The 19,794-nt window shown below is 44.2% G+C and carries 21 protein-coding genes; 8 read left to right on the forward strand and 13 right to left on the reverse strand.

The annotated features are described in order from the left end of the window. Positions 1-2 precede the first annotated feature (2 nt). Positions 3-1,007: a sugar kinase gene (locus tag IGI77_RS06780; protein ID WP_005225708.1), complete on the forward strand. Its 1,005-nt coding sequence runs from the start codon at positions 3-5 to the stop codon at positions 1,005-1,007. A 106-nt stretch (positions 1,008-1,113) separates the two neighbouring features. On the opposite strand, the gene IGI77_RS06785 is transcribed toward IGI77_RS06780, so the two are convergent. The 8 genes from IGI77_RS06785 to IGI77_RS06820 form a co-directional block, all read right to left on the reverse strand. Continuing rightward, a complete protein-coding gene (locus IGI77_RS06785) occupies positions 1,114-1,692 on the reverse strand; it encodes a TMEM175 family protein (protein ID WP_010747949.1) in 579 nt (192 codons plus the stop codon). A 99-nt stretch (positions 1,693-1,791) separates the two neighbouring features. Then, the gene (locus tag IGI77_RS06790) at positions 1,792-2,352 is read right to left on the reverse strand and encodes a TetR/AcrR family transcriptional regulator (RefSeq protein ID WP_010747950.1); all 561 of its coding nucleotides are present in this window, start codon (positions 2,350-2,352) and stop codon (positions 1,792-1,794) included. 2 nt (positions 2,353-2,354) lie between these two features. Beyond that, positions 2,355-3,278 carry a phytoene/squalene synthase family protein gene (locus tag IGI77_RS06795; RefSeq protein ID WP_438769757.1) on the reverse strand — a complete coding sequence of 308 codons (924 nt, stop codon included), beginning with the start codon at positions 3,276-3,278 and terminating at the stop codon, positions 2,355-2,357. Then, on the reverse strand, positions 3,268-4,755 hold the full coding sequence (locus IGI77_RS06800) for a phytoene desaturase family protein (protein ID WP_005235239.1): 1,488 nt from the start codon (positions 4,753-4,755) through the stop codon (positions 3,268-3,270). The genes IGI77_RS06795 and IGI77_RS06800 overlap by 11 nt, the downstream gene beginning before the upstream one ends. Continuing rightward, entirely contained in the window at positions 4,752-5,468 is a 717-nt protein-coding gene (locus IGI77_RS06805; protein ID WP_005225713.1) for an ABC transporter ATP-binding protein, read from the reverse strand. Before IGI77_RS06805 ends, IGI77_RS06800 begins: the two co-directional genes overlap by 4 nt. An 11-nt stretch (positions 5,469-5,479) precedes the next feature. Then, a complete protein-coding gene (locus IGI77_RS06810) occupies positions 5,480-6,544 on the reverse strand; it encodes an ABC transporter permease (protein WP_005235249.1) in 1,065 nt (354 codons plus the stop codon). A 314-nt stretch (positions 6,545-6,858) separates the two neighbouring features. Next, the gene (locus IGI77_RS06815; protein WP_005225715.1) at positions 6,859-7,518 is read right to left on the reverse strand and encodes an HD domain-containing protein; all 660 of its coding nucleotides are present in this window, start codon (positions 7,516-7,518) and stop codon (positions 6,859-6,861) included. Further along, positions 7,508-8,431, reverse strand: coding sequence for a dihydrodipicolinate synthase family protein (locus IGI77_RS06820; RefSeq protein WP_438769758.1), 924 nt, complete (start codon positions 8,429-8,431; stop codon positions 7,508-7,510). The genes IGI77_RS06815 and IGI77_RS06820 overlap by 11 nt, the downstream gene beginning before the upstream one ends. A 336-nt stretch (positions 8,432-8,767) precedes the next feature. On the opposite strand from IGI77_RS06820, the gene IGI77_RS06825 reads away from it, so the two are divergent. The 3 genes from IGI77_RS06825 to IGI77_RS06835 are packed head-to-tail and all read left to right on the forward strand — an operon-like array spanning position 8,768 to position 12,979. Continuing rightward, entirely contained in the window at positions 8,768-10,600 is a 1,833-nt protein-coding gene (locus IGI77_RS06825) for a beta-glucoside-specific PTS transporter subunit IIABC (protein ID WP_266166836.1), read from the forward strand. Positions 10,601-10,646: 46 nt separating this feature from the next. Then, on the forward strand, positions 10,647-12,110 hold the full coding sequence (locus IGI77_RS06830) for a glycoside hydrolase family 1 protein (protein ID WP_438769759.1): 1,464 nt from the start codon (positions 10,647-10,649) through the stop codon (positions 12,108-12,110). A gap of 20 nt (positions 12,111-12,130) precedes the next feature. Beyond that, complete coding sequence (locus tag IGI77_RS06835) at positions 12,131-12,979, forward strand: PRD domain-containing protein (protein WP_438769760.1); 849 nt, start codon at positions 12,131-12,133, stop codon at positions 12,977-12,979. Between the two features lie 65 nt (positions 12,980-13,044). Here the strand turns inward: IGI77_RS06835 and IGI77_RS06840 are convergent, their stop codons facing one another. Further along, positions 13,045-13,410, reverse strand: coding sequence for an HIT family protein (locus IGI77_RS06840; RefSeq protein ID WP_438769761.1), 366 nt, complete (start codon positions 13,408-13,410; stop codon positions 13,045-13,047). Positions 13,411-13,621: 211 nt separating this feature from the next. Here IGI77_RS06840 and IGI77_RS06845 point away from each other — a divergent pair, with 211 nt between their 5' ends. The 4 genes from IGI77_RS06845 (at position 13,622) to IGI77_RS06860 (ending at position 16,506) form a co-directional block, all read left to right on the forward strand. After that, on the forward strand, positions 13,622-14,602 hold the full coding sequence (locus IGI77_RS06845; RefSeq protein WP_438769762.1) for an aldo/keto reductase: 981 nt from the start codon (positions 13,622-13,624) through the stop codon (positions 14,600-14,602). A gap of 87 nt (positions 14,603-14,689) precedes the next feature. Continuing rightward, positions 14,690-15,097: a MerR family transcriptional regulator gene (locus tag IGI77_RS06850; protein ID WP_034868481.1), complete on the forward strand. Its 408-nt coding sequence runs from the start codon at positions 14,690-14,692 to the stop codon at positions 15,095-15,097. A 60-nt stretch (positions 15,098-15,157) separates the two neighbouring features. Next, positions 15,158-15,718, forward strand: a complete 561-nt coding sequence (locus tag IGI77_RS06855) for an NAD(P)H-binding protein (RefSeq protein ID WP_086295033.1) — start codon at positions 15,158-15,160, stop codon at positions 15,716-15,718. 164 nt (positions 15,719-15,882) lie between these two features. Further along, a complete protein-coding gene (locus IGI77_RS06860) occupies positions 15,883-16,506 on the forward strand; it encodes a YitT family protein (protein ID WP_438769763.1) in 624 nt (207 codons plus the stop codon). Positions 16,507-16,608: 102 nt separating this feature from the next. Here IGI77_RS06860 and IGI77_RS06865 read toward each other — a convergent pair whose 3' ends face one another. Genes IGI77_RS06865 through IGI77_RS06880 form a run of 4 tightly spaced genes read right to left on the reverse strand, consistent with a single transcriptional unit; the run spans position 16,609 to position 19,688 of the window. Next, the gene (locus IGI77_RS06865; RefSeq protein WP_438769764.1) at positions 16,609-17,373 is read right to left on the reverse strand and encodes an ABC transporter permease subunit; all 765 of its coding nucleotides are present in this window, start codon (positions 17,371-17,373) and stop codon (positions 16,609-16,611) included. Then, positions 17,370-18,281, reverse strand: a complete 912-nt coding sequence (locus tag IGI77_RS06870; RefSeq protein WP_438769765.1) for an ATP-binding cassette domain-containing protein — start codon at positions 18,279-18,281, stop codon at positions 17,370-17,372. Before IGI77_RS06870 ends, IGI77_RS06865 begins: the two co-directional genes overlap by 4 nt. Next, positions 18,278-18,505, reverse strand: a complete 228-nt coding sequence (locus IGI77_RS06875) for a PLDc N-terminal domain-containing protein (protein ID WP_431394861.1) — start codon at positions 18,503-18,505, stop codon at positions 18,278-18,280. Before IGI77_RS06875 ends, IGI77_RS06870 begins: the two co-directional genes overlap by 4 nt. Then, on the reverse strand, positions 18,498-19,688 hold the full coding sequence (locus tag IGI77_RS06880; protein ID WP_159160443.1) for a helix-turn-helix domain-containing protein: 1,191 nt from the start codon (positions 19,686-19,688) through the stop codon (positions 18,498-18,500). The genes IGI77_RS06875 and IGI77_RS06880 overlap by 8 nt, the downstream gene beginning before the upstream one ends. Between the last annotated feature and the right edge of the window lie 106 nt (positions 19,689-19,794).

A 19,794-nucleotide genomic window follows, 5' to 3' on the forward strand; every position in this document is an offset into this window, starting at 1 on the left:
CAATGATGCGGATCGGTGCTTACGGTGAGGTAATGATGCGGTTGACGCCACCAGAATATCGAACGTTGGAACAGACCCACTCTTTGCGGATGGATTTTACGGGAACAGGGGTCAATCTGTTAGGCAATTTGGCGCATTTCGGCTTGACGACGTCGATGCTGACGCAGGTGCCAGCCAACCGATTAGGAGATACGGCAAAAGCCAGCTTGCGTTCCTATGGGATTCAAACGGCATTTGTTGGCAAAAAATATAGTCATATCGGCAGTTATTTCGCCGAGATCGGCTACGGCGCTCGTCCGACCTATGTGACGTATCAAAATCGACATCATAGTTCCTTTGGCGTTTCAGGTCCAGAAGAATATGCTATCGATGGGTTTTTAGAAACGGTCGATCTCATTCATATTTGCGGGATCTCTCTTAGTTTGACTGAGAAAACCTGGCAAACAGCTTTGGCTTTGGCCAAACAGGCCCATGCCAAGCAGATTCGCGTCTGCTTTGATTTCAACTTCCGTCCAAGCTTGAATGAAGAATTAAATCGGGAGGTACTGAAACGACGGTATGAAACGATCCTACCCTATTGTGATCTAGTTTTCGGCTCTGTCCGTGACTTGGAGGAGCTCTTGGCTTATCCCTTAGAGGAAACCGAAGGCGCCGAGCTTGCGTTGATCCAATCCTTTATTGACCAGTATCAACTAGAATGGTTCTGCGGGACACGGCGTCTAGCCGTGGAAGACAAGCAGTTTATCAGCGGAAGGATCATTACGGCACAAGATACCTATGAAACGGCACCGCAGCTGCTGCAAGTGTTGGATCGGATCGGGGCAGGGGATGCCTATGCTGCTGGCGTATTATTAGGCTATGCCGAAAAATGGTCGCTCCAACGCACCGCTGATTTTGCTATCACGAATGCAGTTTTGGCTCATACGATGCTGGGAGATGTCCCCTTAACGACCAAAGAACAAGTTGAACAAGTCTTACAGGCACCAGGGAAAGACTTAATTCGCTAGAAAAAACACTTGCGTCCTTCTCTTGATGGATGACTGCGCAAAAGTAGACCAATCGGCTGCTTGTGCGCAATCATTCACCGCTTTTAGGAGAAGGACGCAAGTGTTTTTATTGTTTTAAAAAGGTTTCTACTTTTTTCTCAGGGATCACCCACAACAATAGTACAAGACTATCCAGTGTGATGATAAATAGGGGATGGATCAGCCAGCCGAGGAGCAATGCCAGCACGTTGATAAACAACGTAAAGTAGAGTTTCTTGTATCCGCGAAACAGTTCCACGATGGCTTGATTGTCAGGATTGGCACGAACCAAGGATTTTCCAACTAGGAAATAGCTGAAATCCGTCAATAAAATGACAGCCCCGTATAGCAGCTGTGGGGCAAGAGCGACTGGATAACGACTGACCCATGACGTTACAAAAGGAAAGAGGGTCAGTGCCAGAATCAACAAATGATTCGCCCACAAGGTCCAACCGTCGATTTTAGATACTACTTGAAACAGATGATGGTGATTGTTCCAGTAGATCGCTAACATCACAAAGCTGATCAAATAAATAATAAATTGCTGTTCCACTCCTAAAAAAGAAGCAAAGGTATCGCCTTCGGGCTGGTGCAATTCCAATACTAATAAGGTCATTACGATCGCAATGACCGCATCGGTAAAGGCTTCGATTCGATTTTTTGACATGTACATCCATCCTTTTAAGTTTCTGTTTACTGGATCAGTGTACGCGATTGTCAGAAATTCGTCGAATGATTATTCTCGGGACAAAAGCCAACGTTCCAGCTATTTCGCAATTGGCCCATTGCCTAGTGCACCGAATAAAAACAAATCGATCGCTTCTGGCATCTTGTCTTCTTTTTCTGGTGAGTCCAAATGAGCCGCCATCAGTACTAACAATTGACTGGTGACAAATTCTGGGTCGACATCCGAACGGAGATTGGAATCACTGCGACGAAACAAGTCAAGAAACGGTTCTTTGTAATTTTTCCGCCAAAGCAAGTACAGTTTTTTAGAAGTGTCCTCAGAAACGGTATGCTGAATGTCGTGCATCATCATATAAAAATTGATCCGATGCCGACTTCTTAAAAAAAGAAACATGTTCAAGATTTTTTCAGAGATCGTCAAGGAAGTATCTTCAACGGTCTGATTTAGCTTTCCAGAAACCTCTTGTGCCAAAGAGACCATCACTTCATAATAGATGGCTTCTTTGCCTTTGAAGTGATAATAAAGATTGGGTTGGGTGATGCCGACGGCTTCTGCGATCTGTCTAGTAGAAGTTGCTTGATACCCCTGCTGCATAAACAGGTTCTCTGCCACTCGTAATATTTTTTCTCGCAAGTTCAAAGTCAGCCCTCCCAACGTTCCTGACGAAGCATTTTTTTCGCGGTAAACAAAAGTTGGATTTTCCGTTGTTTCGGTACCGCTGTTTTTTCAGCAAATACTTGATAGTTGTTTTTGCGAATCACAGTCAAGATTTCCCGATAGATCAAAGCAGCTGCTAATAGAGCTTCACGGCAATCTTCATCGATTTGCGGCATCATGACAAAAGATTCTTGATAAAGCGTCTCTGCCAGTTGCGCCTCGTGTTCCCACATCTCGATAAACTGCGGGTTTTGATTGCCAGCTGCTAAAGCCTCTCGCGAAAGGTTGTATTGCGCCAAGACCGTTTGCGGCAAATAGATGCGGCCCATCCGCAGATCCTCGCCAATATCACGTAAAATATTGGTGCGCTGCATCGCTTCACCCAATTTGATGGCAGGCTCTTGAATCGCAGCGGCTGCTTGCGAGAGAATCGGCAAGAGCATCAGACCTACACTGCCAGCTACGTAGTAACTATAGTCAGAAAGCTCTTTTTCAGAGGTGGGCTGCTGGAAGTCAAGGTCTTGTTTTTGCCCCACCAATAGGTCGAAAAAGGGTTGAAATTGCAGATCAAACTGTTGGAAAGAAAGGGTCAATGCCCGCCAAATGGCTTCATCAGGATCTTCTTCCTTGACGGCTTGCGGCAAGTCGATCGTATCGTCTGATACTTGTTTTTGCATTTCTTCCAAGCGTTTTTCCATGGCTTCGATCAACAATGGGTCTTGCTTTTCATCGACGGCATCATCGGCACGTCGGCAAAAGGCGTAGACGGCATAGACGGCGCGGGCTTTGTCTTTTGGCAATTGAGAAAAGGCGGTATGAAAATTTTTCGAATGCTTTTTTATGATGGCCTCACAGTATAAAAAATCGTTGTCGTATTCATCAAAGACGCTTAATGATTTAACGGTCATCTTTTAACAACTCCTCCACAGCTAACTTGGCACTTTGCATCACGATTGGCACACCCGCTCCTGGATGCGTACTGCTGCCGCAGAAGTATAGGCCTTCTGCATAATCAAATTTATTATGGGGACGATAGTAATTGCTTTGGGCTAAGGTCGGTTTCAAGCCAAATGTCGCACCGTTGTAGGCATTGAACCGATCATTGAACGTATCTGGCGTATACATTTTTTCATACACGATGTGTTCATCGATATCCGTAAAGATCGTTTTTTCTTTTAATAATCCAATGATCTGCTGGCGGTAGCTTTGGATCGTTTCATCCGTCCATTGATCAAATTTAGATAATTCAGGTACTGGGACTAAAACATAAAGACCTTCTTGACCATCAGGTGCTAAGGAAGCATCTTTCAGGGTTGGGCGATACAAGTAGAAGGAAGGATCTTCTGGCAGCTTGCCAGCCTCGAAAAGATCGTCTACATTGCGTTTGAAATCATTGGCAAAATAAATGCTGTGGAGTGCGCTATCCTCATATTTTTTGTCCAGACCTAAATAAAGCAAGAAACAAGAACAAGAGTAATCCATCGAAGCGATTTTTTGATTGGTGTATTTGCCACGTTTTGATTCATCAGGAATCAAGCTTTCCATGGCATAAGGAAAATCAGCCGCACAAATCACGGCATCTGCGGTGATCGTTTCTCCATTGACACGAACGCCTTTGGTTTGCTTGTTTTCGATCAATAATTCATCGATCGGCGTATTGTAATGGATCGTACCGCCTAATTCTTGGAACAAACGTGCCATACCAGTGGCTAACGTATACATGCCGCCTTTGATGAAATAGACCCCATACATCAACTCGATCATAGGGATGATCGTATAAAGGGACGGCCCTTGGTAAGGGGAGACACCGATATACAAGGTTTGAAACGCCAATGATTTACGCAGGCGATCATCTTTGACAAATTTAGAAATGGAAGAGTAGGCGTCACTAAACGTTCGCAGCTTTAACCCTGCCCATAATGATTTGGGATTGTAAAAATCTCGCCATGTCCGAAACGACTTGGTGATGAAGGACTCTTTGGCGATCACATAGCGTTTGTAAATATCTGCTAAAAAGGCAAAATAGCCTTGAGCATCTTCTTCTGAGATCGCTTCTAGCGTTTTGGTCAATTCTACTAAGTCATTTGAGAAGGTCAGCGGTTCGTCTTGGGCAAAATATAGCTGCAGCATCGGATCGACTTTCTCCATAGGAATATAGTCATTCGGATCAACGCCAGCAAATTCAAACACTTCACGATAAATTTCAGGCATCATCACGATGGTGGGGCCCACATCAAAGGTAAAGCCGTTTTCCTTGATCTGATTCATTTTGCCCCCAGGTTGACCTTCTTTTTCGTAGAGGGTGACGTCATAGCCAAGTTTTTGCAAACGGACAGCAGCAGCTAATCCTGACACGCCCGCACCGACAACAATAATTTTTTTCATGCTTGCTCCTTCTGCGAATCATCTGATTCGGCTTCTTTTTTCGTGTGTTCTTTTTCTTCTAAAACGCCATCTTTCATGACGAGAACCCGATCACAATAATCTGTTAAACGGGTATCATGGGTCACCATAATGGTGGCTTTTTGTTTTTCTTTGGTTTCTTTTGCTAAGATTTTGACGACTTCGACGGCTTTTTTTGAATCAAGACTCGCCGTTGGTTCATCTGCCAATATGATGGTGGGATCATGATAGAGCGCTCGGGCAATAGCCACACGCTGTCTTTCACCACCAGAAAGTTCATCGGGGTATTTGTTCTGCAGCTTTTCGATCCCAAGTTGTTCAAACAATTCAGTTGCTGATTGCTCTTGGGTTTCTTTGCTGACCTTATCCACTAATTGGAGTTGCTTTTTGACCGTCAAAAAAGGGACAAGGTTGGAAGCTTGTAAAATAAAGCCGATCTTTTTGAAACGAGTTTTTGCCCGTTGCTTTTCTTTTTGTTTACTGAAGGGTTCGTCATTGATAAACACTTCGCCTTCAGAGGGGGCTTGCAGACCACCGGCGATCGTTAGAAAGGTACTTTTCCCAGAGCCAGAAGGACCGATGATGGCGACAAATTCGCCTTTTTCTACCGAAAAGTTGGTTTCTTTCAAGGCTTCAATTGTCGCGTCCCCATCTTTAAATGATTTTTTGACTTGTTTGAATTCAATGGCACTCATGTTTTTTCCTCCTATCCGATTGCTTTCAATGGGTCGATTTTTACAATCGTTCGCACCGAGAAGAAAGCACCTAGCATCGCGATCAGAATCATCATGACACTGATACTAGCAAAGAATAATAGATTGATTTGGAATGGCACTGCCGCAGGTAACACGAGGGCGGTACCGATCGTTGCCAAACCACCGATCAAAACACCCGAGGTTGCCAATAAGAACGTTTGGGCGATCACCGAAAAAGCAATGTAGCGGCTAGAGATCCCTTGAGCTTTCATGACACCAAAAATTTCTGATTTTTGCATCGTTAGCACATAGATAAAAATACCGATAACGATGGCAGCGATCACGATCAAGAACCCGATCATAAAGCCAAAGGTCAGCACTTGTGCGTTGTAACCAGGCAATTCATTAATAAATTTGCTGATATCCGTAGCGACCAGATCATCTGGCACTTCTTTGATTTTGCCGCGAGTCACGATCGCGTTGATACGGGCATTTTCAGAATCATCTTCTTTTTCAAAACGAATTTCTTGATAAGCACCGATCGAGGTGTAGAGGACCGGAGCGACACTGAAGCGGGCGTTATCTGTAAAACCGACGATTTTCAATTTTTTGTCACTGCCTGCTAATTTGATGGTGTCACCAATGGAAATCCCGTATTCTTCCTCAATACTGCTGTCGGCGACCGCTTCATCATCTGAAGCAAACATCTCGCCATCGGTAATATTGGGTGCTAAAAATTGATCTGGATCAATGCCGAAAAAGGTGACATCGACTTTTTCACCGTTGTCTTCTTTGGTCACAACTCCAGCGGTTTGCGCCAAAACTGCTTTTTCTGGTGCATCGACTTCATCATAAAGACTGCGAGGAAGCATCGACATGTTTAAATTATCATTTGCTTCTTCGGTCAACAAAATTTGATCTGCCTCCCATTTGTCGACCGCCATCCGATTATCTTGAGCCAACCCATAAGCTAACCCAGTTAAAAAAAAGACCAAATAGGCGATTAAAAACATGACCCCTGTGACTAGGGCGTAACGCAATTTGGAATGGCGTATTTCATTGATTGCCAAAAACATAACGATTCCTCCTAATATTTTATCACTTGATAAAATAAAAATACCATTTTTTTTATTTTCAGCAAACTATCTTGCTTACAAAGAGTAAATTCGGTGAAAAAAGGAAGGTTATTTAGAAGGGGCGACTGTTGATTGAAGAAAACCACTTGCTACCCTTTGATTTGAATAGGCGCGTAGGAGCAACGAAGGAGCGGGGGTTTTTAGTGGAGAAAGAACGTTTAGAATAACAGTAAAAGCCCTCTGATTCAGTGCAGACACAACTGCGGCGCTGAATCAGAGGGTTCCTATTTGAAGTCTGGTGCTGGATCAAAGTGTCAATCGTCAGTTTCTTTGCTTGTAGCGATAACTAACGGCACGATTTTTTCAAAGGAGTGACGGAAGCTTTCAGGTTGTGCTAATTTTTGATAGATGATCGCCAAACCGTCTTGGTTTTTGCGATAATCCAACCAAACCTTCAGCTCACTTTGAGGACCGTATTTCTTTGAAATGTACTGATACGCTTCATGATGCAATTGTTCTAAATCTGTCAGCTGCTTTTTCTCATAAGCAAAAAGCAAGGTTCGCTTGAGGATTCGCTCAAAATCTAAGTCGCGATCGGCTTCGGAAATAATTTTGCCATAAAGCGAGCGAGGCTCATAGGGCAGCGAGGCGCGATGATCTTCTACAGCTTCGCCGATCATTGAAATGACTGGAGGAGAGAAAAAGCGTGGCAACACAGCATCTTGTTCAACGATCTTGCGGGAATTGCTTTCGTGGTTTTTGCGGCCATAGAGCAAGCCGATATCATGGTAGGCAGCTACCGTATAGACGATATTCAGGTCAACGGGCAATGTTTCAGCAATTTCAAAACTATTTTGGATCACTTGGTGGACGTGCGCTGGGGAGTGACTGCTATCCAATTGGTTGTATTGCGGGATGATGGAGCTTTCAATATAGTGCTTTAGTTGTGGATCAATCGGTGCATCAATCTTCATTTGTCTGGTTCTCCTGCCTTTCATGTGCTAGATGAGGGGGAATTGAGCCAGTGCCAAACCGATCAATTGTTTCTAGACCTAGCGGCTGACGACAAAAGCCAAAGGGCTGTCCATCAATGGTGATTTGCTGCTTGAGCCACGGAAGGTAACTGATGGTATTGGTTGGATCGCCAGCAGCTGCTTGTTCCATATTCTGCCATTCATTCGACGTAGAAATCGTTGCATCACCTTTCAATAAGCCCTGCCAAATCACCTGGATCTCCTTGGGACAAAGGTTTCCTGCCATTGATGACAGCCCGTTAAACCCTAGTGCGACCTTTTCCGCCAAGTCCGCTTCACCACCAGCATAAAAACGAAAATCGGCAGCCGTCTTTGTTTTTAGTTGAGGCACTCGCTCCTTCCTGCCAGCTTCCTTTAAGCCGATCACCCGAGGGTCAGCGATCAAGGTCAAGATACTTTCTGCAGATAAATCAAAGCCCGTGCGGCGGGGATTGTTGTATAAAATAACTGGTTTTTCGCAAGTATGGATCAATCCCTGAGCATAGAGCACGGTTTCCTTTTGCGTCAGGCAAAGATAAGGGGGAAAGCCTAAAACCACACCATCGATTCGGGGATTTTTGCTGACTGCTTCTGCCAACGCGAGCGTTTCATGAAATACGATGCCAGCTAAACCGAAGAGGACTTCGAAATCGGCTGCCCAGCTGGTTTCTTGCGCTAAGGCATGTAGAAGCTGTTTTTTTTCTGTCAAGGTCAATGAGTGCTGTTCACCGGTGGAGCCGCACACCAAAACCGATTTGATCCCTTGCTTTTGCAGTTGCAAGATATGAGCGATCGTCCTTTTCGTGTCAAGTCTTTCTGCATGATCAAATGCTGTTGGGACGGCAACATGCAATGAGTGATTCAATGGAGTCATCCGATTCATCCTTTCTTGTGATACGTTTAGCCAGCGTTGTTCTTCTTGCTTCTGGTGCAAGCCAAGGAAGACGAAACAACTGATTATCCACTAAGTGTAGCAAACTTGTCGTTTCAGCAAAAGGCTTAGCAAAATATTTTTCAAACGGTGGTTGCGTTTTCAAATAAAGCATGGTATTATGCAAGTAATAAAACAGGCATGTGACTGGTAATGCAGGCAGGACCTATAAAAAACATGGAAGGGATCGTTGGATTCCGTTCAATGTTTTTGTAGGTGCTGCCTGCTTTTTTCTTTGTTTGGCCAACAAAGGAAAACTAATTAAAGGAGAAGAAAATTATGAATGTAAAAGAAACGGCAACTGCCATCGTTGAGTTGATTGGCGGAAAAGAAAATATCGCACATTTGGAACATTGCTCCACACGCTTGCGCTTTACCTTAAAAGACAATAGCCTCGTACAAAAAGATGCCTTGGAAAAAGTCGATGGCGTGATTGGGGTGCGACAAAATGTCCAATGCCAAGTCATCATCGGCAATGATGTCGTCGAAGTGTATGATGAGGTTATGAACGTGTTAGGTCATGAGCTAACAGCGGATGGAGGAAGTGAAACGAAACAAAAACAATCGTGGGGTGCGGTCCTGCTTGATTTTATTATCTCGATTTTTCAACCGTTGATTCCAGCAGTCGCTGGAGGGGGCGTCTTGAAATCCTTACTGTTACTTGCTTCTGTCACTGGATTGATGGACAATACGAGCCAGACGTATCAAATTTTGAATCTGATCGGTGGCGCACCATTGTATTTCTTACCGATTTTAGTGGCGATCACCACGGCAAATAAATTAAAGGTCAACCAATTGGTGGCGGTTTCCGCTGTCGGTGCCTTGATTTTGCCTGAACTAACGACACTATTGACAGATGGCGCAGCGTTCATGGGCTTCGGTTTACAAAATATCGCCTATGCGTCACAAGTATTTCCAGCCATTTTAACGGTTTTATTTTACGCTCAAATTGAAAAGCTGTTTACCCGAATCTCACCAAAACCGATCCGTATCTTCTTTGTTCCAATGATGAGCTTAGTTATTACGGTTCCAGTTGCTTTATTGATTTTAGGCCCATTAGGCTTTGAAGTCGGAACGATTTTTTCAGCAGCGATCATTTGGCTGTATGCCCATTTAGGTTGGGTGGCAACAGGGATTTTAGCCGCTGTTTTACCATTGATGGTGGTTACTGGTATGCACAAAGCCATGATTCCCTATGCTGTTTCGTCCATGAGTGAGATGGGGGCAGAGCTGTTATACTTGCCTGCCTCATTGGCACATAACATTGCAGAAGCTGGTGCTTGTTTTGCGGTGAGTGTTCGGACCAAAGACCAAAAACTTCGTTCAACCGCTGTTTCTGCAGGCATCTCCGCCCTTTTTGGCATCACCGAACCTGCTTTGTATGGGGTGACGATCCTGCATAAACGAGTGCTTTACGGCGTGATGGCTTCCAGCCTAGTTGGTGGAGCGGTGGCTGGTTTGTTTGCCATCAAGGCCTTCGCATTAGTTGGCCCTGGTCTAGCAAGTATCACTATGTTCGTGGATGAAGCCAACCCGATGAATCTTGTGTGGGCATTGGTCACGTTAGGGGTATCCTTTGCTGTTTCCTTTGTCCTTGTCCTTTTCTTATTCAAAGACAAAGTGGTAGAAAATAAGACGACTGTTGCCGATCCCAAAGCCGAAGTATTGAGCAAACCAGTAGATGGGCAAGTGGTAGCTTTATCTGAAGTCAACGATGAAGTCTTTTCAAGCGGTATGATCGGAGAAGGGTTCGGGATCATCCCGACGTCTGGCGAATTGATCGCACCAGAAGATGGCGAGATCACGATGTTGTTTGAAACCAACCATGCGATCGGGTTAAAAACCCGTAATGGCGCAGAACTGCTCTTTCATATCGGGTTGGATACCGTCCAATTAGAAGGCAAACACTTTACCCCTTACGTAAAAGCGGGGGATCAAGTGAAACAAGGGCAACCGCTGATCCAATTTGATCTAGATGCCATCAAAGCAGCTGGTTTTGATCCAATCGTGATCTGTGTGGTCACCAATCAAGAAAACTTTACAGTCAAAACGATCGAATCAACCGATGAGCAAAGCGACCAAGGTGTCCTATCGATCGCACCACTCGTCTAAACAAATGAGCAATGCAATAAAAACAATGTAAAAGGGGATTGAAAAAATGACTGAAACAACTTTTCCAAAGGACTTCTTATGGGGTGGCGCTATCGCCGCAAATCAAGTAGAAGGAGGTTGGAATCTTGGCGGCAAAGGCTTGTCGGTGGCGGATGTGGCGACCTACAAACCTCATGTCGATAACAAAGATTATGCGGCGCACATGAGCGTGACCGTAGAAGCCGTCAAAGAAGCGATGGCAGATCCAACAGATACCATCTATCCAAAACGGCGAGGAATCGATTTCTATCACCGCTATCCAGAAGATTTGGCTTTGTTTGCGGAGATGGGCTTTAAAGTGTTGCGATTGTCGATTGCGTGGACCCGTTTGTTCCCAACCGGGGAAGAAACGACACCCAATCAAGAAGGGATCGCTTTTTACCGCAATGTCTTTCAAGAAATGCAGCGCTTGGGGATCAAACCGATCGTAACGTTGTCTCACTATGAAATGCCGCTAGCCCTTAGCTTGAAGTACAATGGCTGGGTGGAACGCAAAGTGATCGATGACTTTGTCCGCTTTGCAACCGTCTGTTTCGAAGAATTTGGGGAGTATGTGGAGTATTGGCTGACCTTTAACGAAATCGACAGTATCCATCGTCATCCCTTTACAACAGCAGGCATCATTCCAGAACAATCAGAAGCAGGCAAAGAAGAGCAAGAGGTTTATCAAGCCCTTCATCACCAATTTGTTGCCAGCTCATTAGTGACCAAAATCGCTCATGAGAAAAACCCAAACAATAAAGTTGGCTGTATGTTAACGAAACTAATGACGTATCCATTGACTTGTGACCCATTGGATGTTGAATTGACCTTAAAGAAAAACTTGGAAAATGATTTTTATGCGGACGTTCAAGTCAAAGGGGCTTATCCGCGAATGATTGAAAAAGATCTGGAAAAACGCGGGATCAAGATTGAAATGGCACCAGAAGACCGCCAAAACTTGAAAGATCACACCGTTGATTTTCTTTCCTTTAGTTATTATATGTCTATGGCCGAATCAGGTGATCCAAATGCCGAACGGACACCGGGCAATACGGTTTTAGGGGTAAAAAATCCCAAGCTGCCATCAACTGAATGGGGCTGGCAGATCGATCCTAAAGGCTTGAAAATCTCCTTGCTTTCATTGTATGATCGGTATCAAGTGCCATTAATGATCGTTGAAAATGGTATGGGCGCCGTGGATGTCCTTGAAGACGGCCAAGTGCATGATCCGTATCGGGTCGATTATTTCAAGGCACACTTCAAACAAATGAAGGAAGCCATCGATGAAGGGGTCGATTTGATTGGTTATACTTCTTGGGCACCGATCGATCTGGTCAGTGCTGGTACGTCACAAGTGACGAAACGCTATGGCTTCATTTATGTGGATGCCGATGATGAAGGAAACGGCAGTTATGACCGTTTGAAAAAAGATTCCTTCGACTGGTACAAAGAAGTGATCGCCACCAATGGCGCAAGTTTGGCAGAATAAACAGTGAGGAGCGAGAGTGCATGATTTACATCAAGAAAGTCTTAAATTCAAGTGTCGTACTTGTTGATAAGGAAGGCCAAGAAATGATTGCACTTGGGAAAGGCATCGGCTATGGAAAGAAAGTCGGCGACAGCATAGCCGATACCCAGATCGATCAAGTTTTTCTGCCAATCGATGAAAAAAAATCAGGTCAGTTTGCCGATTTAGTGGATGAGATTCCGTTGTACTATTTTGAAATGACCAAAGAAATCGTCCAGCTGGCGCAAAAAATGCTGCCATATCCGCTAAATTCAACGATTTACCTCACCTTATCGGATCACTTGCACTTTGCTGTAGAACGTCAGCAAAGAGGCTTGAGTGTGACGAATCGGCTCTATTGGGAAATCAAGAATTACTATACAGATGAATTTCGAGCCGCCGAACAGGCACTACGTTTGTTGAAAGAGAAGTATCAAATTGAGCTGCCAGAAGAAGAAGCCTCCAATATCGCGTTTCATTTGATCAATGCCCAGTCGAACACCGAGGAAAATCAAGATGGGTTGAAAAAGGCCAAATTGATCGGGTTGATCGTCAATATGGTGCGCTACTCGATCCAGCAAGACGTCAACACCAATTCGATCCATTACAATCGCTTTATCACCCACGTGCGTTTCTTCGTTGACCGATTCTTTTTGGATGGGCTGCTGCAAGAAGAAGATGAAGGACTATACCGTCAAATGTGGGCTCTTTATCCGAATGCTATGGAGATCGCGACAAAAGTCAAAGCCTATATCGATAAAGAATACCAAACGAAGATCCCTGTCAATGAAATCGTCTATCTAGGCGTTCATATCAATCGATTGATGAATCATTCAGCGATCAATTCCTAAGTGTCCTCATTTTAACAAACATAAACAAGCCGTTTCCCTTTGCTGGAGAAACCGCTTGTTTGTGTTTAGTAGGCTTGCTTGTTAGGAATCACGCCTCGAACGCCGCCTTTTGGCTGCTCCACGTCGCCTTGGTAGCGTGGGATCAAATGACAATGGCAATGAAAGACCGTCTTTCCAGCAGCCTCCCCGCAATTGAAGCCGATGTTGAAGCCGTCTGGTCGATAGGTTTCCAATAAATAAGCTTTGCCTTCCTGCAACAAAGCCTGCAAGTCTTGTAATTCCTCTTGGGTGAGAGCAAAATAATCCCTGCGATGCGCTTTGGGGATCAATAGCAAGTGTCCAGGGGTGACGGGGTACTTATCAGCGATCGCATAAAAGCGTTCGTTTTCAATGATCGCATGTTTTGAGGCAGTACAAAAAATACAAGTCAAAATCTTTCGCTCCTTTTTCTCGGCTAGATAGCGTATCAATACTTATCTTTAGTGTACCAAAAGCTGATTTGAAATGAAACGCACGACAAAAAGCATGTCCTTTTGAGTCAATTGACAGTAAAATAAAAAAAAGTTTATAGATTCGCTTGACTTAGAGTGCACTTCAACCTGTATGCTTAGTGTAACTTAAAAAAAACAGGAGGACGTACAAATGGACTATGTAAAATTTGGCAATACAGGACTTGATGTGTCACCTTTGTGTTTAGGGACAATGGGATTTGGCGATCTCAACAGCGGGTTTCATGAGTGGGTGTTAGAAGAAGACGACAGTCGTGAAGTCATCAAAAAAGCCTTGGATCTGGGTATCAACTTTTTTGATACGGCAAATGTCTATTCTTATGGAGCGAGCGAAGAAATCGTCGGTCGAGCATTGAATGATTTTGCGCCACGAGATGAGATCGTGGTTGCCACAAAACTATATTCTAAAATGAAACAGCGACCTAACAGTGGAGGCTTGTCCCGAAAAGCGATTTTTTATCAAGTCGAACAAAGCTTAAAACGCCTGCAAATGGACTACATTGATTTGTATATCATCCATCGTTGGGATTACCACACGCCAATTGAAGAAACCATGAAGGCATTACATGATTTGGTAGTTTCTGGAAAAGTACGCTATATCGGCGCATCTGCGATGTACGCTTGGCAATTTGCCAAAGCACAAGCAGTCGCTGAAAAAAATGGCTGGACCAAATTTGTTTCGATGCAAAATCACTTGAACTTGCTTTATCGAGAAGAAGAGCGAGAAATGATGCCCTTGTGTGCCGATCAAAAAATTGCCGTGACGCCATATAGCCCATTGGCTGCCGGACGGTTAACAAGAGATTGGGGTGCAGAGACCAAACGGTACTTAACGGATAAAACCGCCAATCAAAAGTACGACAAAACGATGGAACAAGACCGAGAGATCGTGGCGCGGGTCGCACAGATCGCTGACAAACACCAAAGCAAACGGGCGCAAATCGCCTTGGCATGGTTATTACAAAAAGAACAAGTGGTCGCACCAATTATCGGCGCAACAAAAGAAAGCCATTTATTAGATGCATTACCTGCCCTTGATCTAAAGCTGACTGCCGAAGAGATTGCGTATTTGGAAGAGCCTTACTTGCCTCATGCAGTGGTAGGAGCGGAATAATCAGACACAGTCAAAAGTGGTTCCTTGATTAAAGAGAGAATACACCACGAGTGAGGAAGAAAAAATGCAAAACAAGGAAGTGAAGCCATGAATATCAAAAAAGTCAGTGAACTGAGCGGCGTCTCAGCTGATACCATCCGTTACTATGAAAAGATTGGGCTGATTCCGCCGGTCAAACGCAATAAAAACGGTGTTCGTGAATTTGATGATGACGACTTAAAATGGATCACCTTTACCAGGCAAATGCGCAACGCTGGACTATCGATTGATGGGCTGAGTCATTACCTGGCTTTATTTGAAGAAGGGCGAGGGACGGTTCCTGAGCGCAAGCAGCTGTTAGCCGAACAAATTGCAGTTTTGCGGGAGAAAATCTCAGATATGACGGAAGCTGTTGAACGTTTAGAATACAAATTGGAACATTACGACGAGCATGTTCTGCCGACTGAAGAACGACTGCGTCAACGCAAAGCCAATCTCGTCAACCAGACTTTATGACAAGCCATTTTTTCTACTCAAAGAACGAGGCTTGAATTTTTCAAAAATGAAAGGGAGCTTATGAAACGACTTGCGATTTTAGGTGCTGCTGGCACGATCGGTCAGCGATCACGGCAAAAACTTTTGGAAAGAACCAATCGACCACTCGTACTCTATGCCCGCCGTGCAACGGAGCGTTTGCATGAGATCGATGCTGCGCGTGAGACGATCATTGATGGTGACTTTCTCGATTTAGGACGACTCGTTCGGGCATTGCAAGGCTGCCAGTCGGTTTTTTTGACGGATATCCATGATCCTCGAGCAACGCTGCGGGTGATCGAGGCAATGAAATTAGCAGAGGTCAACCAATTGATCAGTGTCGCACCCGAAAAAAGACTTTGTACATCGGAGGCATTGAAGCAATTGGCAGACTTAACAGCGCCTTTTCTTGCCCCTGAAAAGCATCAGCTGCTCTTGCAGCAAAAAAATCGCTTAATGTCCTACCAATTGATTGTAGGCTCAGAGTTGGCTGTTCGCTTTGTTCATTTGCCATCAATGGAAGAATGCATGTTACAGCCAGGGGGATGGCAAGAAGCAGTCGCAGAAGAAATGCTTGCGATGTATCACTGCTATACAGCCTAAAGCCTGTGCATTTGTGATGAAAACCAACATGCTTTCTTGAAGTTCAGAATCATTTTTTTCATGTTTTCATGAAAAAAATGGTTCTTTCTTTTGAGCTTTTTTTGATAGAATAGACAGAAGCTTTTATCCATAAAATTAGTTGCCAGATTGAAAGGAGAACGTTGATGGAATCACTTATCAAAAAAAATCTTGCTTTATTGCTTGGGGTGCTGTGGATCTGCATCGCATTAAACTTTTTCCTTTTGCCTCACAGTATTGCTTCTGCTGGTGTCGGGTCGATCGGCTACCTGATCGAAACCGGCTGGTCGATCAATCGTCATATCGTTGTCTGGGGGATTAATTTATTGATGCTGGCGTTGGCATTTTTGCTTTTAAAGCGAGAGGTCTTTGTCAATACGGTTATCGGCAGTCTGGCATTTCCCGTTCTTCTGGCGCTTTTACCAGAGATCATGCTCTTGCGTTTTTATTCTGTTTCCTTGATTTTAGGTAGTTTCTTCTTTAGCTTCGGTATTTTTTCACTTTATAAAATCGGTGCTTCCAATGGTGGGGTCACGATTCCGCCGCTGATTTTTGAAAAATACTATGGCATTCGAAAATCTAGTGGTGTCTTTTTAACCAATCTGATCATCATCTTGTTGAATCTCCTGATTTTTTCTTGGCAAGAAGCCCTCATTTCCGCTTTCTCTATCTATTTGATTGCCTTCTTCATGCGCTTCTTTATGCGGATCGAGCAAAAAACACAGGCAAAAAAAGCAGTGAACGTTCAAGAAACAGCAGAACTAGAATAAACTAGCAGAAGCAAACCATCGGTGCAACAGGTAGTGACCCCCAAGAGTTAGACGAAACGTCTACCTATAGGAGGTCAGTACAACATTTGCACCGATGGTTTTTTAATAGTTTCTTTTTCTCAAAACAGCAATAGCCCCCGCTAGGCAGCTGATGATCAATAAGCAACTCAGCAGCAGCGCTGGCAGCAGTTCCCCTAGTTTGATTTGGTCGGTTAAGTAGTTAGGAAATTGGCTGGAAAGGGAATAAGGATTCCAGTTTGTTACTTGACTCCATAGGTTGCCTAACATGCCCATCAGATAACAGACGCCAATAAACAACAAACCTTGATAGATACTTTTAGCAAAGCTGGATCCTAGCAGCAGGATGCTGATTGCTAGTAAACCAAACAGCCAATAGCTGAACAATGCGCTAGGGACTTGAGCAGCGCTGGAATCATCGAAATAGATCAAGGTATAAAAAGCACTGACACTGGCACTTAGGAGGTAACTCAAAGACCACAGAATCGTTAAATAGCCAGCTTTGGCACAGACGATCGTCGTTTTCGGTAATCCTTTCGTAATCAGCTGAATAAAGGTCCCTTGGGCTATTTCGGCAGAGAGCGTATCGGTAAAAAGAACTACAAATACCAACAGACCAATCGTTCCAATATTGTTGTAAAACTGCAGCCATGCATCGATCGCAGTCGGATCAGCGATCGTGACCTCAATCGATTCTGGCATCATACTGGCCATCAAATCGGGCATGATTTTCGCGGTAAAGGGAGAGAGCATACCAATCAGCGCAAACAGAATCAAACAAATCAGCAGTTTTTTGCTGCGAAGACCACCGAGAAATTCTTTTTTTAAGAAAACAAGAAACACCTTCATTTGATCACCTCCAAATAAATCGCCTCTAAAGTCGGTTCGATCCGTTGAAAGGATTCAGGTACTATCTGTTGTTCATTGAGCAATCGCAGCAACTGCTTTCCAACATTCGTGTCGGCAGTTTCGTCGATCAGTAATTGATTGTTCTTTCTTTCTGCCGCAATGCCGTGGGATGCTAACAGATTGGCAAATTTCACATGCTCACCTTCGTTGGTAAAGACGATCCCAAAGGCGGTTTTTCGATAACGTTTTTTTAAGGAATCCATCGGTTCAAACGCCTGGATCTGGCCTTTGTGCAAAATCGCAATGTAATCTGACAGCTGCTCGACATCTGCGAGAATATGGGATGAAAAAAGAACTGTCGTTTCTTCTTTGATTTTAGCCAATACATCAAGAAAGGCCTTGCGACCTAAAGGATCGAGTGCAGAGGTCGGCTCATCACAAATCAAGATAGCTGGTCGGTTGATCAATGCTTGAGCTAATCCAAGACGCTGCTTCATGCCTCGAGAAAAGCCAGCGATTTTTTGTTTCGAAGCTTCCAGGCCTACCAACGCTAAAACTTCCATCACCCGCTGAGGCTGAAAAGATTCTTGATTGGGCTGGATCTTTCCGCAAAAAGTCAAATATTCTACAGCTGTCATAAACGAGTAAAACTGCGGTACATCTGGTAAATAGCCGATCCAGCGATTGGTCTTGGCTGAGCCGAATTGCACCGGCTCGCCGCAAACGATGATTTCGCCTTCATCAATGGGGAGCAATCCTAAAATCGCCTTCATGGTCGTTGTTTTGCCAGCGCCGTTTTCCCCGACAAACCCCACAACGCTGCCCTTTGGAACCGAAAAGGTTAGGTCTTGCAGCACTTGTTTGCGCCCAAAACGCTTGGATAAATGGTTGATCTCGATCATCTTCATTGTTGGCCCTCTTTTCCGAAAGCAAAATAAAGGATAGGACCGATCAGGCTAACAAAACAGGCGATGAAAAGCCAAAGAAGGCGGGAGCCGAATTTAAACTGTTCTTGTTTTAAAATATCGCGAACCGCCAAGATGATCAGGACCAATTGCAAAACAATCAAGGGGATCAGTACGGGCAAATAATCAGATATATTTTCTGGTATATTTAGTGAAACACTATTCATGTGAAGCCCTCCTTTGTGGCTCATTTTCTTGTTCGGACAGTTTTTGCAGCTGCTGAAATAATTCTTCAAATAGTGGTTGCTTCAGATAAGGTTCAAATAATGGTGTGAACTGCGCGATTTCGAGAAATTGCTTTTTGACATTGTCTGAGTTCCGCGGGATCTGACTGCCTAATTCTAATTCGCTGATCCACTCATCGATGCTGTTGAAATAATCGTCTCCTTTCAAAACGATTTCCTCAGGCGTGTCTGCTAATGTTTTCACATACAGCGTTAATGCTTGCAGCAATAAGCTTTCTTTTCCCAAAGCGGCAAAAGAAACCATCCCAGCGGCTAGAAAATTCAGTAAAGAAATAGGATGCAGCTGGGCCAGTTGGAAGCTCTCGCTGAGTGCCAGCCCACGTGCAAAGGTTTTTTCCAGTTGCTCCTCGTCTTGTGTGAGCATTGCCAAATAATTTGTCAGTAAGCTCATAAAAAGAATCAAGTATTGGTAAATCGCACTTTGCGTCACGATCTCAGCTTGTTGCAACTGATTTTTTTGCTGAAATGCGGCAGCAATCAGTGGTTCGCTAGGTAATAAAGTCGGCGTTTTCGTGCCAAGGATCGCCAAGACCTCATCGGGTTTGTTTCTCATCAACAGACAATAGGCTTCGATTTGTTGCGCTTGTTGTGCCAACGCATTGTCACCATGCGCAATGATCCGTTGGTAAAGGATTTCTGCTTCTTTCAAATAGGTAGTTTTCTTCGCTTCCATCAAGGCTTCTTCAGAGGGGTGTCCTTCTGAGCTATCTGCTACAGGGACATCTGGCAAAAGATCCCAATGATTTAAGTAAAAGGAGCCCATCTGTAATAAGAACGGGTAACAAGAGTAATACCGTTTGGTAAAACTTTGTGCCAGCGCGAGGACTTCGCTTGGTGTTTTTGTTTGAAAGGCGTCTTTTAGTAATTGATAGATGCGCTGGATCTCTTTAGGAGATAGCTGCGAGTCCAAAATCAATAATTCATCGACACTGCAATCAAAATACGCTGCTAATAAGGGCAGCGAGGTGATATCTGGATAAGACTGCCCCGTTTCCCATTTCGAAACGGATGCTTTGGACACATTCATAAACACTGCTAATTCTTGCTGGGTAATACCTCGTTGTTTTCTTCTCCGAGCGATTTCCTCGCCAATTGGTAAGTCCATAGTGCACCTCCGATAGGTTTGTTTGGTATACTTCTATCATAAGAGGATAAGAGATGACTTACAATGGATTACTAGTTAATTTTTGGTTGATTTAATTAACTACAAG

The sequence above is a fragment of the Enterococcus sp. DIV0213h genome (assembly GCF_051711285.1).
GTDB classification, from domain to species: domain Bacteria; phylum Bacillota; class Bacilli; order Lactobacillales; family Enterococcaceae; genus Enterococcus_D; species Enterococcus_D casseliflavus.

What these genes read in the sequence shown, in the direction of transcription:
- IGI77_RS06800 (WP_005235239.1), bottom strand. Translation starts at nt 4,755, where the DNA reads ATGAAAAAAATTATTGTTGTCGGTGCGGGCGTGTCAGGATTAGCTGCT.
- IGI77_RS06795 (WP_438769757.1), bottom strand. Translation starts at nt 3,278, where the DNA reads ATGACCGTTAAATCATTAAGCGTCTTTGATGAATACGACAACGATTTT.
- IGI77_RS06815 (WP_005225715.1), bottom strand. Translation starts at nt 7,518, where the DNA reads ATGAAGATTGATGCACCGATTGATCCACAACTAAAGCACTATATTGAA.
- IGI77_RS06860 (WP_438769763.1), top strand. Translation starts at nt 15,883, where the DNA reads ATGGAATCACTTATCAAAAAAAATCTTGCTTTATTGCTTGGGGTGCTG.
- IGI77_RS06820 (WP_438769758.1), bottom strand. Translation starts at nt 8,431, where the DNA reads ATGACTCCATTGAATCACTCATTGCATGTTGCCGTCCCAACAGCATTT.
- IGI77_RS06850 (WP_034868481.1), top strand. Translation starts at nt 14,690, where the DNA reads ATGAATATCAAAAAAGTCAGTGAACTGAGCGGCGTCTCAGCTGATACC.
- IGI77_RS06835 (WP_438769760.1), top strand. Translation starts at nt 12,131, where the DNA reads ATGATTTACATCAAGAAAGTCTTAAATTCAAGTGTCGTACTTGTTGAT.
- IGI77_RS06875 (WP_431394861.1), bottom strand. Translation starts at nt 18,505, where the DNA reads ATGAATAGTGTTTCACTAAATATACCAGAAAATATATCTGATTATTTG.
- IGI77_RS06855 (WP_086295033.1), top strand. Translation starts at nt 15,158, where the DNA reads ATGAAACGACTTGCGATTTTAGGTGCTGCTGGCACGATCGGTCAGCGA.
- IGI77_RS06880 (WP_159160443.1), bottom strand. Translation starts at nt 19,688, where the DNA reads ATGGACTTACCAATTGGCGAGGAAATCGCTCGGAGAAGAAAACAACGA.
- IGI77_RS06805 (WP_005225713.1), bottom strand. Translation starts at nt 5,468, where the DNA reads ATGAGTGCCATTGAATTCAAACAAGTCAAAAAATCATTTAAAGATGGG.
- IGI77_RS06870 (WP_438769765.1), bottom strand. Translation starts at nt 18,281, where the DNA reads ATGAAGATGATCGAGATCAACCATTTATCCAAGCGTTTTGGGCGCAAA.
- IGI77_RS06825 (WP_266166836.1), top strand. Translation starts at nt 8,768, where the DNA reads ATGAATGTAAAAGAAACGGCAACTGCCATCGTTGAGTTGATTGGCGGA.
- IGI77_RS06785 (WP_010747949.1), bottom strand. Translation starts at nt 1,692, where the DNA reads ATGTCAAAAAATCGAATCGAAGCCTTTACCGATGCGGTCATTGCGATC.
- IGI77_RS06845 (WP_438769762.1), top strand. Translation starts at nt 13,622, where the DNA reads ATGGACTATGTAAAATTTGGCAATACAGGACTTGATGTGTCACCTTTG.
- IGI77_RS06830 (WP_438769759.1), top strand. Translation starts at nt 10,647, where the DNA reads ATGACTGAAACAACTTTTCCAAAGGACTTCTTATGGGGTGGCGCTATC.
- IGI77_RS06865 (WP_438769764.1), bottom strand. Translation starts at nt 17,373, where the DNA reads ATGAAGGTGTTTCTTGTTTTCTTAAAAAAAGAATTTCTCGGTGGTCTT.
- IGI77_RS06780 (WP_005225708.1), top strand. Translation starts at nt 3, where the DNA reads ATGATGCGGATCGGTGCTTACGGTGAGGTAATGATGCGGTTGACGCCA.
- IGI77_RS06810 (WP_005235249.1), bottom strand. Translation starts at nt 6,544, where the DNA reads ATGTTTTTGGCAATCAATGAAATACGCCATTCCAAATTGCGTTACGCC.